Below are 14,224 nucleotides of genomic sequence, written 5' to 3'. Positions count from 1 at the left end.
TAACCCCCCAGAGTTCGGCCGTTCGGAGCCGGGGCCCCGCCCGGGGCCACGGTAGCGGGGTATCCGCGGGCGGCGTAGAGGGCCCCGGCCTCCCCTCGGCCCCGCCTCCCCTCGGCCCGTCCGTCCCGGACCGCCCCTCAGAGCCCGACCGTGAGGTCGGCGTCCGGTGCGAGGCCCGGCAGCCGGGTGGTGGTGACCAGCGCCAGCTCGGGGGCCCGGTCGTGGCGCCGGCGCCACTGGCCGCCGGCGAGGGGCAGCAGCGCGACGTTGGGGGTGGGGCCGGCGGTGAAGTCGAGCGGGCCCGCGATCGTGTCCAGGCGCATGCGGGCGACGGCCGCCGCGACGGCGTAGCGGTCCGTCGGATCGGGCGCGGTGGCCAGGGCGTGCGCGGCGACCTCCAGGAGGGCGTGGGCGGGGCCCAGCGGCTGGAGCCAGAGCCTGCCCGTGGCGCGCCGGTAGTCGCGGGCCAGTTGCTGCGCCGTGGTGCCGTCGAGGGAGGAGCGAAAGGGGTGGCGGGGCGTCCAGTAGACGAGCGTGGCGATGCGGGTGCCCCGCAGGCCGTCGGTCGCGGCGTTCGCGCGCGGACAGGTCAGCCGGCGCGAACAGGTGATCAGTCGCGGCCGCAGCCCCGCCTCGCCCGCCTGCCGGTGGAAGAGCGCCAGGTCCTCCACGGTGGCCGCGCTGGTGACGATCTCCACCCCGGTCTCCTGGAAGCGCCGGATGTGGGAGGCGAAGCAGGCGGCCGGCTCGCGGTAGCCGCCCGGGTCGACCAGGGTGTGCCCGCGGGCGGCGGCCACGGGCGGGAAGCCGTGCCGCGGATGCCGTAGCAGCCGCCCCTGGAGGCCGTCGTTCCACAGGGCGCCGACGGTCCGGCCGGAACCCACGCGTTCCCACATCTCCGCGAAGACCGTCGCGATGTCGTCCAACCCCCAGGCGAAGTGATACGTCCAGCGGCGCGGCCGCACGGGCGGCTCGGCACCCCCGCCGTAGAGGTACGCGTGCCAGGGGAACACCGTGGACACGCACGGAATGCCCAGCACCTCGCAGGCCTCGGCGACGGCGGGCAGCACCGCGCCGCCGCCCATCGCCACCACCACGGACGCGCCCTCGTCACGCACGAGTTCGGCGACGGCGCGGCGGGCGCCGTCGGCCTCGCAGCGGCTGTCGCGCCGGGCCAGCCGGACCGGCCGTAGGCCCGTGCCGTCGGTGCCGCGTGCCAGGTGGGGGGCCAGCCGGTCCAGTACGTAGTCCAGCGGCTCCCCGGGCCGGGCCGACCGGCCCGTGCGGGCCACGACCGCGCCGACGCACAGCCCGTCCGTCCTGCGCGAAGCCACCCGACCGCCCCCGTTCCCCCGCGTCCTCCGGCATTGCTGTAACAACCTCCCCTTCCTGCAATCCCGTTGACACACGACACCCCCAACCCGGAAGGGTGATTGCGTACCCGAAACGTGCGGCACCTCGGCCGAATGCAGGCCACCCCCGGCATATCGGACAGCCGTCATCAGGCCGATCTCATCGCGGCCGGGTGTACCGCCCAGCGGTGCACGGGTGTTCGGAGTATGCGACTCCCGAGGCGTCGTATACAGGAGTTGCCACAGGTCACCTCAGAGATGACCGCTCACGGGGCCGATCCGGGGCGGATCGCCGGCCATGGGGCGGCGCGACGGGTTTCGGCCAGGGTTTCACGAACGGTCATGGCCTGACTCCCCGGTGAGCACGGCGCGGCCTTCGGGCATGCCGCACTATAAGGCTGAGCGGTCGGGAGGCGGTGCGAGTCTCCCGAGGCCGTGGCACGCCCGTGCCCGGAGCCCGCGTCATCGTCGCGCGACCACGGCTCCGGCCGTGCGGCTCGGGACCGGACAATCGGCGTCCGTTTCCGTGGCAGGGGAGGAACGGTAGCGACCGGGTGGGGAGCCCGGCCGCCACGGGGCCGACATGGGGATCACTCAATGTGCGCGGGCGTCTTCGCGACGCCGCGCGCACGTTCGTGGAGGACGGCGGCGCGCCTCACGCGCGGTTCGTCCTGGGGGGAGAAGGCAATGGGGCGTACGACACGTCTGGTCGCGGCATGGGCCGCGGCCGCTCTGCTGGCGGTGACCCTGCCGGCGGCCGGGGCCGCCGCGGCGGAACCCACGGCGCGCATCGACCTGCGCGTCCTCGTGGTCGACGACGGCGGACCGTCCGTCGCCGCGATCCGCAACGAACTCGACACCGCCGGCACGCCGTACACCAGGCTCGACCTGGGCGACACGGGGCGGGCCCGCGTCGACGCGGCGTTCCTCGCCGACACCGTGGGCGGCGGGCCGAGAGCGAAGTTCCAGGGCGTGGTGCTGCCCAACGACAACCCCTTCGGCGCGGGTTCGGCCGAGATGGCGGCGCTGGCGGACTACGAGAAACGATTCAGCATCCGGCAGGTGGACGCCTACACCTATGCCCGCCCGGCCGTCGGCCTGAACACCGGCTACGCCGGTTCGCTGGACGGGCAGAGCGCGCAGGTGACCACGGCGGGGGCGTCGGGCCCCTTCGGCTACCTGCGGAAAAACGTTCCGTTCGAGAACAACGACAACGGAGTGCCCGAGAGCTACGGCTACCTCGCCACGCCCCTCGACAAGCAGGCCGAGGGCGCGACCTACACCAGCTACGTCGACGCGCCGGTGCCCGGCGGCTCCCAGCGCGGCTCGCTGGTCGGCCAGTACACCCACGACGGCCGCAGCGAGCTGGTGATCACCTTCGTCTACAACCACTACCAGAGCCAGTTCCGGCTGCTCTCGCGCGGCATCGTCGAGTGGCTCACCCAGGGCGTCCACCTGGGGGCGGCGCGCAACTACTTCGCCCTGCACGTCGACGACGTCTTCGGCTCGGACGACCGCTGGGACTCGGTGCTCAACTGCACGCCCGGTGACATCGACTGCCCGCCCGGCAGCCCCGAGAACGACCCGATCCGGATGACCGCCGCCGACGCCCAGCACGCCAAGCAGTGGGAGAAGGACCACGGCCTGACCCTGGACCTGGCCTTCAACGGCGGCGGCAGCGAGGCCCACAAGGAGGCCCACGCCGGCACCGACCCGCTCGCCCAGCAACTGATCGCCGACCAGGGCTCCTTCCGCTGGGTCAACCACACCTACAACCACCCGTTCATGGGCTGCATCCAGGACACCTCCACCGTGCCGTGGAAGTGCGCCACCGACGCCCAGGGCAAGATCCGCTGGTACAGCCGGGCGGACATCACCGCCCAGATCAACGACAACCGCGGCTGGGCGGCCCGCCAGGGCCTGGCCCTGGACAAGGACGAGCTGGTCACCGGCGAGCACTCCGGCCTGCGGACCCTGCCGCAGCAGCCGGACGACAACCCCGAGCTGGCCCCCGCCCTCACCCAGACCCAGGTGGCCTGGCTGGGCAGCGACACCTCGCGCGAGCACGAGCAGCGCCAGGTCGGGCCCTCGCTGACCGTGCCCCGCTACCCGATGAACGTCTTCTACAACGCCGGCAAGGCCGCCGAGCAGGTCGACGAGTACAACTGGCTCTACACGCGCAAGGCCGACGGCGGCAGCGGGGTCTGTGAGAACTCCTCCACCACGACCTGCCTGCGCGAACCCCTCTCGCGCACCACGGGGTTCGCCGACTACATCGTCCCGCTCGAGAGCCGGATCGCCATGAGCCACGTGCTCGCCAACGACCCGCGCCCGCACTTCATCCACCAGTCCAACCTCGCCGAGGAGCGCATCGGCTACCAGCCGGTGGAGAAGCTCCTGACCGACTACCGCACCCTGTTCGCCGACAACACCCCGCTGGTCAACCTGCGCATGCGCGACATCGGCGGCGAGCTGCGCAAGCGCGCCGCCTGGACCGCGGCCGTGCAGTCCGGCAAGGTCACCGCCTTCCGCGTCGGCGCGGCCATCGCCGTCAGCGCCCCCGCCGGCATGGAGGTCAGCGCCACCCTGCCGTCGGGCACCGTCCAGGTGCGCGGCACCGGCCGCGTCGCCTTCGGCACCTCCTACGCCGGACTGCGCTCCGGCTGGGCCGCCCCGGACACGGGGCAGAACACCGTCGTCCTCGTCCTGCCCGCCGACGGCCCCACCACGTCCCGCCCTCTCTCCGGCAAGGCGACCCGGGTGCAGAACCCCGCGGCCGCGCTTGTGGTGCCCCAGGGCGTCAGCCACCGCGTTCCCTACGGCCCCGGCGACACCGTGCGCCGCTGAACAGGAACCGTGCTCGTGCTGACCCGACCCTCACCGCACCGTCTGTCTGGAGAGAACCGACTTTCATGCACGGACCGTCAGCCGAACCGGCGTCCGCCACACCCTCGGTGACCCTGCTCACCGAGGGGACCTACCCGCACAGCCACGGCGGGGTGAGCGTGTGGTGCGACCAGCTCGTCCAGGGCATGCCCGACGTCGACTTCCGCGTCATCGCCGTCACCGGAACCGGCCGCGAACAGCTCGCCTGGCAGCCGCCCGGCCACGTCCGCGGGGTGGAGGCCGTCCCCCTGTGGGGGCCGCCGCCCTCCGGGCGCGCCCCGCGCGGCAGGGCGCTGCGCCGCTTCCTCACCGCTTACGAACTCTTCCTGCTGACCCTCCTCGACCCCGCGCAGGAGCACCACTTCTCCCGCGCCTTCCACCGCCTCGCCGACCACGCCACCGAGGGCACGCTCTTCCCCGCCCTGCGCGGCGAGGAGGCCGTCCGCCTGCTCGCCCGCGTCTGGAACCGGCCGGGGCTCGCCACCGCCGACGCGCGCCCCACGCTCCACGACGCGCTGACCGCCACGGACCTGCTCGAGCACGCCCTGCGCCCGCTCGCCGCGCGGCCCCCCGCCGAGGGGATCACCCACGCGGTGAGCGGGGGGCTGGCCACCCTGCCCGGGCTGGTCGCCCACCACCGTCACGGCACCCCGTTCCTGCTCACCGAGCACGGCATCTACCTGCGCGAGCGCTACCTCGGCTTCCGCGCCGAGCCCTACCGCTGGCCGGTCAAGGCGCTGATGCTCGGGCTGTTCCGGATGCTCGCTGTCGAGAGCTACCGCACCGCCGCCCTGGTCACCCCGGGCAACCGCTACAACCGGCGCTGGGAGGAGCACGGCGGCACCCCCTCCGACCGCATCCGCACCGTCTACAACGGCGTCGACCCCGCCGCGTTCCCGCCCGCCGGGCCCGAGCCCGAGGTGCCGACGCTCAGCTGGGCGGGCCGGGTCGACCCCATCAAGGGCCTGGAGACGCTGATCCGCGCCTTCGCGCTCGTACGGGCCGAGATCCCCGACGCGCGGCTGCGGCTCTTCGGCGGCACCCCGCGCGGCGGGGAGGGCTACCGCACCGCCTGCGAGAACCTGGCCGCCGAGCTCGGCGTGGGCGACGCCGTCACCTTCGAGGGCCGGGTCGAGGACATCCGCGACGCCTACGCGGCCGGCAACGTGGTGATGCTCTCCAGCATCAGCGAGGGCTTCCCCTTCACCCTGATCGAGGCCATGTCGTGCGGACGGGCCACCGTCTCCACCGACGTGGGCGGGGTCCGGGAGGCCGTCGGCGACAGCGGACTGGTCGTACCGCCCCGCGACGCGCCGAGCATGGCGCGGGCGGCGCTGACGCTGCTGCGGGATCCGGGCCTGCGGGCCCGGATGGGCGAGGCCGCGCGGCTGCGCGTCATCGAGCAGTTCACCCTCCGGCAGACCATCAGCGCCTTCCGCGACATCTACCACGACCTCGCCGGGCTGCGGCAGCCCGTACCCGCGCACACTCCCCTCGCCCGTCCCGCACCCGTCATGGCCATGGCCGCGGGCGGTGCCGGATGAGCGGACTGCTGCGCCTGCTGCCGGAGGAGCCCGAGCCGGCCCACGACCTCGCGGTCGCGCCGGTCCCGGTGCGCCACCGGCCGGGGTGGGCCGCCGACCCGGTCGACGAACTCGCCCAGGAACTGGCCGCCGTCTGCGCGGCGGCCGTCCACCCCGACGAGATCGCCGCCGTGCTGGAGGCCGACGGGCTCACCGGCGAACAGATCGCCGAGCGCTACGGGCGCGCCGACGCCTTCGAGCTCGCGGCCGAGCTCTTCGCCCGCGTCCCGCGAGGTCATCCCGAGCCCGAACCCCGGCCCGACCCCTGGAAGGTGAAGCCCGGCCAGTTCCTGCTGCGCTCCCTGGTGTTCACCCTCCCGGGCTTCGGCTACACGCTCGGGTCACCCCTGATGAACGGCGGGCAGGATCGTTTCGGGCTGCCCGCCGGGACCGGGGCGCTCATCGCCTCGGCCTTGGTGGCCTGGGCCTTCAACCAGGCCCTCGCCCACCGCGCGTACCTGTGGCTCGCGGCCGGCGGGCGGGGCGCGGCGGCCCGCTGCCTGGCCGTGGGGGCCCCGCTGGGCGTCCTGCTCGCCACCGGCGCGGCCCTCGCGCTCCCGGCGCCGCCCGGGGCGCTCGCCTTCGGCGTCGGCCAGGTGCTCTACCTGGCGGCGGCCACGGCCCTGCTGGTGCTCGGCCGGGAGCGGCTCCTGCTGCTCGCCCTGCTGCCGACCGCGACCGGCGGCGCGGTGGTCCTGCTCGCCCGGCCGCCGTCCGTCGTGGGCGTCGTCCTGCTGCTGGCCACGGCCGGCGGCGCGCTCTTCGCGGCCGTCTACGAGATCACCCGGGCCCGCCGCACGGACGGCGAGCGGACCGGGCAGGCGCCGCCGCCGGCCGCCTCGATTCCGTACGGGCTCTTCGGCCTGGGCTGCGGCACCCTGACCACCATCGCCGCGCTCGGCGACGTGCTCGTCGGGCACCACGGCGGCGCGAGCGGACCCGCCGTCCTCGCCCTCACCCTCAGCATGGGCGTGGCGGAGTGGCTGCTCTACCGCTGCCGCGGGCTGGCCCTGGGCGCGCTCGCCGCCTCGACGAGCACCGGCGGACTGCTGTTGCGCGTGGGCCGTGTGCTGACGCTGTGCGTCGCCGGGTACCTCGCGGCGCTGACGGTGCTCACGCTGGCCGTCTCCGCCGTGTGGCCCGACGACCCGCCGCTGTCCGCGCCGCGCCTGACCGCTCTGCTGGCGCTCGGGGCGGTGCTGTGGACCGGGCTGCTGCTCCAGGCCTACGGCATCGGATGGCTGCCGGCCCTGCTCTGCCTCGGCGCCGCCGGCGCCGAGACCGCCGCCCTCGTGCTGCGGATCTCCGTGCCGACCACCGACCAGGTGGTGATCTGTACCGGCGCGGCCGCCGGTCTGCTGGCCGCCGCCACCGTCCTGCTCGGACGGATCACCACGCACCGCTGAACCACGGCACCGCTGAACCACGCACCGCCGCACCACGGCACCGCCGCATCACGGCACGTGTCCCGCACGGCATTTCCGCTCCACGTTTCCGCTCCATGTTTCCGCTCCGCATTTCCCGCTCCGCCCGTCACGCCAGAGGAGACCGCTCATGTCCGCACCGGCACGCGTCGCCGTCACCGGAGCCGAAGGGTTCATCGGATCGCACCTGGTCGAGGCGCTCGTCGCCGACGGCCACCAGGTGCGCGCGATGGTGCAGTACAACTCGTTCTCGTCCTTCGGCTGGCTCGAGGACCTGCCCGCCGAGGTGATGGACCACGTCGAGGTCGTGCTCGGCGACGTCCGCGACCCCGGCTCCGTCACCGGTCTGGTGACCGGGGCCGAGACCGTCTACCACCTGGCCGCGCTGATCGCCATCCCGTACTCCTACCGGGCCCCGCACAGCTACGTCGAGACCAACGTCACCGGCACCCTCAACGTCCTGGAGGCCGTACGGCACCTGGGCATCCCGCGCCTGGTGCACACCTCCACGAGCGAGACCTACGGCACCGCGCAGACCGTGCCGATCGCCGAGGACCACCCCATCAACACCCAGTCGCCCTACGCCGCCTCCAAGGCCGGCGGGGACCGGCTGGCCGACAGCTACCACGCCAGCTTCGGGCTGCCCGTGGTCACCCTGCGCCCCTTCAACACCTTCGGTCCGCGCCAGTCCATGCGCGCGGTGATCCCCACCGTCATCGGCCAGGTCGCCGCCGGGCAGCGCGCCATCACCCTCGGCGACCTGCGCCCCACCCGCGACTTCAGCTACGTCAAGGACACCGTCGCCGCCTTCCGGGCCGTCGGCACCGCGCCCGCCGACGACGTCGTCGGCCGCACCTTCAACTCCGGCACCGGCGAGGAGATCTCCATCGGCGACCTCGTCACCCTGATCGGCAAGCTCATGGACGCCGAGCTCGAGGTCACCGAGGACGCCCAGCGCGTGCGCCCCGCCAACTCCGAGGTGATGCGGCTGGTCGCCGACGCCTCCCGGCTGCGGGCCGCCACCGGCTGGGCCCCGGCCCACACCCTCGAGGAAGGACTGAGCGAGGCCATCGCGTTCTTCCGCGACCCGGTCAACCTCGGCCGGTACAAGACCGGCATCTACAACGTCTGACGTTCCACCCCCGATCCCACGTGGCTAAGAGAGAGGAACGGCACCCATGCACGTAGTCATCCTGGCCGGAGGCAAGGGCGTCCGGCTGCGCCCGTACACCACCGCACTGCCCAAGCCGCTGGTGCCCATCGGCGACCAGCACGCCATCCTCGAGATCGTCATGCGCCAGCTGGCCTCCGCCGGGTTCACCAGCTGCACCCTGGCCATCGGCCACCTCGGCCACATCATCCGCGCCTACGTCGGCGACGGCTCCCAATGGGGCATCGACGTCGACTACACCACCGAGGAGAGCCCCCTGGGCACCATGGGGCCCCTGCTGACCATGACCGACCGGCTGCCCGAGCACTTCCTGGTCATGAACGGCGACATCCTCACCGACCTCGACTTCGGCGACGTGCTCGGCGCCCACATCGCCTCCGGCGCGCCGCTGACCATCGCCACCTACGCCCGCACCGTGAACATCGACTTCGGGGTGCTGACCACCGACTCCGGCCGCGTCGTGGGCTTCGCGGAGAAGCCGAGCATGGACTACCGCGTCTCCATGGGCGTCTACGGTGTCTCCCGCGGCGCCCTCGCGCGCTACACCCCCGGGCTGCCGCTCGGCTTCGACGAACTGGTGCTCGACCTGCTGGCGGCCGACACCCCGCCGAACGCCTACGAGTTCGACGGCTACTGGCTCGACATCGGCCGCCCCGACGACTACGACCGGGCCAACGCCGAGTTCTCCGTACGCCGCGACCTGCTGATCAAGGGAGCGTGACCGGACGCGATGCGCATTCTCGTCCTGGGCACCACCGGCTTCCTGGGCCGGCACGCCGCCGACCGCCTGCACGCCCTGGAGGGCGTGCAGGTGCTCGGCGGCGGCCGGAGCCCCGGCGCCGACGTGCCCGTCGACCTGTACGGCGCCGACCCGGCCGCGCTCGCGGCCGTGCTGCGCGACGCCGCGCCCGACGCCGTCGTCAACTGCGTGGGCGCGGTCGGCGGCGACGCCCTGTCGCTGACCGCCCTCAACGCCCACGGCCCCGCCGTGCTGTGCGAGGCCCTGCGCCGGGCGGCCCCGGACGCCCGGCTGATCCACCTGGGCTCCGCCGGGGAGTACGGCCCCGCCGACGGCCGCCGGCCCGTCGGCGAGTCGCACCCGGCCCGCCCGCTGGGCCTGTACGGCGCCACCAAGCTGGCCGGCACCCTCGCGGTGACCTCCTCCGGCCTGGACGCCGCGGTGCTGCGGGTGTTCAACCCCGTCGGCCCCGGCGCCCCGGCCGCCTCGCTGCCCGGGCGGCTGGCCGCCGAGCTGCGCAAGGCCGGCCCGGACGGGCGGGTGCGCACCGGCGACCTCTCCGCCCACCGCGACTTCGTCGACGCGCGGGACGTGGCCGAGGCGATCGCCCTCGCCGTCACCGCGCCCCGGCCGCTGCCCGGCGTCCTGAACATCGCCAGTGGTACGGCCCGGCCGGTCCGCGACGTCGCCGAAGGGCTGCTGCGGGCCGCGGGCTTCGGCGGCCGGGTGGCGGACCGCGTCGACGAGGACGGCGACGGCTCGCCGCGCTCGGCGGCCGTGCCCTGGATCCGGGCGGACATCACGGCCGCGAGCCGTGCCCTCGGCTGGGCCCCGGCCCGCTCCCTCGAGGAGTCCCTCGCCGACCTGTGGGCCGACGCCGGCACCGTCGCGGAGTCCCCGCGATGACCGAGAGCACGCGCCAGGCGCCGCCGGACGACGGGCAACGGCTGCTCGTACCGCTGTACGCCCATCCGGCGGTGCACCCCCGGGAGTGGGACGCGCTGCTGGAGGCGGCGCCCCGTCTGCACGCCGTCGTGCTCAACGTGGCCGACGGCCCCGGCCGGCGGCCCGACGAAGACTTCCGGGCCGCCGCCGGCCGGCTGCGCGCCGCGGGGGTTCCCCTGCTGGGCTACGTCGACACCGGCTACGGTCACCGCGCGGCCCGCGCGGTGGTGGCCGACGTCCACCGGCACCGCAGGTGGTACGGCGTGGACGGGGTCTTCCTCGACCAGGTCCCGGCGCACGCGGCGCCGCTGCCGCGCTACCGCCGCCTGGTGACGGCGGCCCGGGTGCTGGGCGCGCGGACGGCGGTGCTCAACCCGGGGACGCATCCCGACCCGGGCTACGCGGCGCTGGCCGATCTGCTGGTGACGTTCGAGGGCACGTGGGAGGAGTACCGGCGGGCCCGGGTGCCGCAGTGGACCGCCGACCACCCGCCGGCGCGCTTCTGCCACCTGGTCTACGGGGTGCCCGAGGACGCCGCGGCGCTGGTGGCCCGGACGGCCGGCGGGCGGGGTGCCGGGGTGCACTGCGCGGTGCCGGGGACGGGGGCCAACCCCTGGCGGAGCGCGCCCCTGACGGCGGCCGGCACGGCGGGGGTGCGCGGTGAGGGGGCGCGGCGGGCCGGGGTGCTCGGGGTGGTGCTCCTCGTCCTCGCGGGGTGTTCGTCCTCGAGCCCGTCCGACGACGGGGACGACGGCGGCGGCGAGGCGCGGGAGCCGGTGCCCACGGACCGGATGACGCCCGGCGGCACGCCTGGCAGCACGCCGGCCCAGCCGTCCGGGCGGTGGCAGCCCAAGCCGGGCACCCGCTGGCAGTGGCAGCTCGGCGGGCGCGTGGACACCTCGGTGGACGCGCCCGTCTACGACATCGACGGCTTCGAGAACTCGGCGAAGACGGTGGCGGAGTTGCACGCCCGCGGCCGCAAGGTGATCTGTTACATCAACGCCGGGGCGTGGGAGAACTTCCGGTCCGACAAGGAGAAGTTCCCCGCGTCGGTGCTGGGCGCGAAGAACAAGGGCTGGGACGGCGAGAAGTGGCTGGACATCCGCCGTCTCGACGTACTGCGGCCGATCATGGCGGCCCGTATCGACATGTGCCGGCAGAAGGGATTCGACGCGGTCGAGCCGGACCTGACGGAGGGATTCCGTAATCGCACCGGATTTCCGCTGACGGCCGACCATCAGTTGGCGTTCAACCGGATGCTGGCCGAGCTGGCGCACGAGCGCGGGCTCGCCGTGGGGCTGAAGAACGACCTGGAGCAGATCCCCCAGCTGGTGCGCGACTTCGACTTCGCGGTGAACGAGCAGTGCGCGCAGTACGACGAGTGCGAGAAGCTGACGCCCTTCATCAAACGGAACAAAGCGGTCTTCCATGTCGAATACGAGCTCCCGCCGGGGGACTTCTGCGACACGGCCAAGCGGCTGGGGCTCAGTTCGATGAAGAAGAACCTGGACCTCGACGCGTGGCGGCGCCCCTGCTGACGCCCCCGCCGGCGCCCTCTGCGGAGTCATTCATTCCAATGCTTCGGAAACCAGTGGGGACAAGGGTTTACCGCCAGTTCGGCGGGGCTGGGAATACCACGGTTCCGGGTTTGCATCCGAAGTGAAGAAGTTCACAGATGACCGTTTGGGCACCGAATCTGAGCGATTGATGGTGCAGGATCTCTCACCGAACACAAGATCCCGTCACCGAGGCGGGCGACCCGGGCGGACGCCGAGTCCTGCCGCCGCACCGGGTGCGGAATCGAATTGATGGATCGGCAGGAGCGGGAGACCCAAGCGGTACGAACCACGAGGTCGGTGGTTCTGGGGGTGAAGCCACAACGGTGGCCGGGCAACTTCGCAGCCCGAACCCGACAGGTCATCTTTCGCAGGCGGATGTCGAAGGGCTTAGGCATGTCTGCGTTGCCTCGAATACCCGCGCTCGCCAAGCGGGCCGGTACCGCGTCCGCCCTCACCGTCGCCACCCTGGCGGCGACGGTGCTGGTACCGGGCCTCGCCCCGGACGCGTCGGCCGCCACCGCCGGCGAGCAGGCTCTGAAGGTCGCGGCCTCCAAGAAGGGCTCCCCCTACCAGTGGGGTGCCACCGGACCGAACCGGTTCGACTGCTCGGGCCTGACGCTCTACTCGTTCAAGAAGGCCGGCAAGTCGCTCCCGCGCACCGCCGCCGACCAGTACAACAAGACCCGCCACATCTCCGGCGGCTCGCGCCAGACCGGCGACCTGGTGTTCTTCCACTCCGGCAGCAACGTCTACCACGTGGGTATCTACGCGGGTAACAACAAGATCTGGCACGCTCCCAAGCCCGGCACCTCCGTCCGGCTGGAGAAGATCTGGAGCAACAGCGTCTGGTACGGCCGCGTCAAGTAGCCGTCCGACGTCCAGGGCCCGGCACGCGGTTGCGCGTGCCGGGCCCTGCCTGTTTCACGACCCGGACGCCCTCACGCCACCGCCAGCACGATCTTTCCCGTCAGATGGCCGTGCTCGCTGGCGCGGTGGGCCTCGGCCGCCTCGTGCAGGCGGTAGACGCGGTGGACGGGCAGCTGGAGGATGCCGGCCTCGTGCAGGGCCAGGGCGGCGGTGAGCGCCGGGCCGCCCCCGGAGGCCGGGCCGCCGGCGCTGAAGCGGGCGCCGGTGCGGCGGGCGCCCTCGGGGTCGGCGATGCTCACCACCCGCTCCGGGTCGCCGGTCAGCTCGACCGAGATCCCCACGGCGTCGCCCTTGCCGACGGCGTCCAGTGCGGCGTCCACCCCGCCCGGCGCGGCCTCGCGCACGCGCTCGGCGAGGCCCTCGCCGTAGGTCACCGGGATCGCGCCCAGCCCGCGCAGGTACTCGTGGTTGAACTCGCTGGCCGTGCCGATGACCCGGACGTCCCGGGAGCGGGCGAACTGCACCGCCAGCGTGCCCACTCCCCCGGCCGCACCGTGCACGAGCAGGGTCTCGCCCTCGTTCAGGGCCAGCAGGTTCAGCGCCCGCCAGGCCGTCTCGGCGGCCAACGGCAGGCCGGCCGCCTCCTCCCAGGGCAGGGAGAGCGGCTTGATCATCAGCTCCTCGGCCACGGCCAGGGCCTGCTCGGCGTAGGCGCCGGTGGCGGTGCGGCCGAGGACCGCGTCCCCGCCTGCACCCCCACCACTCCCTCCCCCACCGCCTCCACCACCCCGGAGGCCTCCACCCCGGGGACGTGCGGCAGGTCGACGGAAACGATGCCGGCCATGGCACCGCTGCGGATCTTGTGGTCGAGCGGGTTGACGCCGGCGCAGCGCACGGCGATCCGCACCTGCCCGGGCCCCGGGACCGGCTGATCGACGTCGGTGAGCCGGAGCACATCGGCGGAGCCGTAGGAGCTGAAGGCGACGGCCTTGATCTTGGTCATGGACTCAGCTTCACCGGAGGCCGGGCATTTCCCGGTCAGACTGGCCGTCGCGTACGGATACCGCGCCCGATCTCCGTACGCCCACTCCCGCGGCGGGGGCTCGGCGAGTCGTCAGGCGCGTCCCTCGACGAGGTCCTTGACGCCCTGGAGGGTGGTCCGCATGCCGGCGGCGAGGTCGCCGAGCCGGTGCTCGATGATCGCCTCCTCCTTCTCCGGCATGCGGTCGACCGCCAGGCTGATCCCCGAGCGGGCCGGTCCGAGCAGCGCGGACAGCCGCAGCAGCGTGCCGCCGGCCGCGGGCTCGAGAGCGAACGTCCAGGTGGCCATCGGGTGCGCCGGATCGGCGGGGCCGCCTCCGTACCGCCCGTCGGGGTCGGTGACCGCCCAGGCGAACACCCGCTCCGGCTCCAGCGCGACCACATGGGAGACGGTCCGCCACTCGCCCAGCACCGGGTTGTGGTTGTGGCCGGCGAAGGCCGCGCCCATCGCCGGCCCGGTGGCACCGTCCAGCCACTCGGCCCGCCGCAGCTCGGGGCTGAACCGGGCGGGCAGCCCGATGTCCGTCACCATCTTCCAGACCTCGGGCGGCGCCGCCTGGATGTGCACCTCTTCGTGGACCGTGGGGCCGTCCGCGTAACGCATGCGATCTCCTCAGTACGGGTTGTATGGGGCCAAGTCTGCCTGCGGCCCCGCGC

General features: G+C 73.7%; 10 protein-coding genes, 1 pseudogene and 1 riboswitch. Of the genes and pseudogenes, 8 read left to right on the top strand and 3 right to left on the bottom strand.

Annotated features, from left to right (window positions below; translation table 11 throughout):
- Positions 1-137: 137 nt before the first annotated feature.
- Positions 138-1,334, bottom strand: coding sequence for an ABC transporter substrate-binding protein (locus J1792_RS14340; protein ID WP_307842985.1), 1,197 nt, complete (start codon positions 1,332-1,334; stop codon positions 138-140).
- Positions 1,335-2,039: 705 nt separating this feature from the next.
- Between J1792_RS14340 and J1792_RS14335 the strand changes: the two genes are divergently transcribed.
- The 8 genes from J1792_RS14335 to J1792_RS14295 all read left to right on the top strand — a co-directional run bounded on the left by J1792_RS14335 (position 2,040) and on the right by J1792_RS14295 (position 12,526).
- Positions 2,040-4,199 (top strand): hypothetical protein, encoded by a 2,160-nt coding sequence (locus J1792_RS14335; RefSeq protein WP_207247378.1) that lies wholly within the window; start codon positions 2,040-2,042, stop codon positions 4,197-4,199.
- A gap of 65 nt (positions 4,200-4,264) precedes the next feature.
- Positions 4,265-5,782 (top strand): GT4 family glycosyltransferase PelF, encoded by a 1,518-nt coding sequence (gene pelF / locus J1792_RS14330; RefSeq protein ID WP_207247377.1) that lies wholly within the window; start codon positions 4,265-4,267, stop codon positions 5,780-5,782.
- Positions 5,779-7,227 (top strand): hypothetical protein, encoded by a 1,449-nt coding sequence (locus J1792_RS14325; protein ID WP_179198900.1) that lies wholly within the window; start codon positions 5,779-5,781, stop codon positions 7,225-7,227. The genes pelF and J1792_RS14325 overlap by 4 nt, the downstream gene beginning before the upstream one ends.
- A 148-nt stretch (positions 7,228-7,375) precedes the next feature.
- Positions 7,376-8,377: an SDR family NAD(P)-dependent oxidoreductase gene (locus J1792_RS14320; RefSeq protein ID WP_207247376.1), complete on the top strand. Its 1,002-nt coding sequence runs from the start codon at positions 7,376-7,378 to the stop codon at positions 8,375-8,377.
- 46 nt (positions 8,378-8,423) lie between these two features.
- On the top strand, positions 8,424-9,137 hold the full coding sequence (locus tag J1792_RS14315; protein ID WP_086570146.1) for a sugar phosphate nucleotidyltransferase: 714 nt from the start codon (positions 8,424-8,426) through the stop codon (positions 9,135-9,137).
- Positions 9,138-9,146: 9 nt separating this feature from the next.
- Positions 9,147-10,061, top strand: a complete 915-nt coding sequence (locus J1792_RS14310) for an NAD-dependent epimerase/dehydratase family protein (RefSeq protein WP_207247375.1) — start codon at positions 9,147-9,149, stop codon at positions 10,059-10,061.
- Positions 10,058-11,638, top strand: coding sequence for an endo alpha-1,4 polygalactosaminidase (locus J1792_RS36085; RefSeq protein WP_431607858.1), 1,581 nt, complete (start codon positions 10,058-10,060; stop codon positions 11,636-11,638). The genes J1792_RS14310 and J1792_RS36085 overlap by 4 nt, the downstream gene beginning before the upstream one ends.
- Before the next feature lie 245 nt (positions 11,639-11,883).
- A riboswitch (cyclic di-AMP (ydaO/yuaA leader) is annotated at positions 11,884-12,049 on the top strand.
- A gap of 3 nt (positions 12,050-12,052) precedes the next feature.
- On the top strand, positions 12,053-12,526 hold the full coding sequence (locus J1792_RS14295) for a C40 family peptidase (RefSeq protein ID WP_086574629.1): 474 nt from the start codon (positions 12,053-12,055) through the stop codon (positions 12,524-12,526).
- Positions 12,527-12,597: 71 nt separating this feature from the next.
- On the opposite strand, the pseudogene J1792_RS14290 reads toward J1792_RS14295, so the two are convergent.
- Positions 12,598-13,520, bottom strand: a pseudogene (locus J1792_RS14290) (NADP-dependent oxidoreductase).
- A gap of 120 nt (positions 13,521-13,640) precedes the next feature.
- Positions 13,641-14,171, bottom strand: coding sequence for an SRPBCC family protein (locus tag J1792_RS14285; RefSeq protein WP_086574175.1), 531 nt, complete (start codon positions 14,169-14,171; stop codon positions 13,641-13,643).
- Positions 14,172-14,224 lie beyond the last annotated feature (53 nt).

It is taken from the genome of Streptomyces triculaminicus, from assembly GCF_017349075.1.
Taxonomy (GTDB): Bacteria; Actinomycetota; Actinomycetes; order Streptomycetales; family Streptomycetaceae; genus Streptomyces; species Streptomyces triculaminicus.
This window is presented reverse-complemented; position numbering and strand designations above follow the sequence as displayed.

What these genes read in the sequence shown, in the direction of transcription:
- J1792_RS14335 (WP_207247378.1), top strand. Translation starts at nt 2,040, where the DNA reads ATGGGGCGTACGACACGTCTGGTCGCGGCATGGGCCGCGGCCGCTCTG.
- pelF (WP_207247377.1), top strand. Translation starts at nt 4,265, where the DNA reads ATGCACGGACCGTCAGCCGAACCGGCGTCCGCCACACCCTCGGTGACC.
- J1792_RS14325 (WP_179198900.1), top strand. Translation starts at nt 5,779, where the DNA reads ATGAGCGGACTGCTGCGCCTGCTGCCGGAGGAGCCCGAGCCGGCCCAC.
- J1792_RS14320 (WP_207247376.1), top strand. Translation starts at nt 7,376, where the DNA reads ATGTCCGCACCGGCACGCGTCGCCGTCACCGGAGCCGAAGGGTTCATC.
- J1792_RS14315 (WP_086570146.1), top strand. Translation starts at nt 8,424, where the DNA reads ATGCACGTAGTCATCCTGGCCGGAGGCAAGGGCGTCCGGCTGCGCCCG.
- J1792_RS14310 (WP_207247375.1), top strand. Translation starts at nt 9,147, where the DNA reads ATGCGCATTCTCGTCCTGGGCACCACCGGCTTCCTGGGCCGGCACGCC.
- J1792_RS36085 (WP_431607858.1), top strand. Translation starts at nt 10,058, where the DNA reads ATGACCGAGAGCACGCGCCAGGCGCCGCCGGACGACGGGCAACGGCTG.
- J1792_RS14295 (WP_086574629.1), top strand. Translation starts at nt 12,053, where the DNA reads ATGTCTGCGTTGCCTCGAATACCCGCGCTCGCCAAGCGGGCCGGTACC.
- J1792_RS14285 (WP_086574175.1), bottom strand. Translation starts at nt 14,171, where the DNA reads ATGCGTTACGCGGACGGCCCCACGGTCCACGAAGAGGTGCACATCCAG.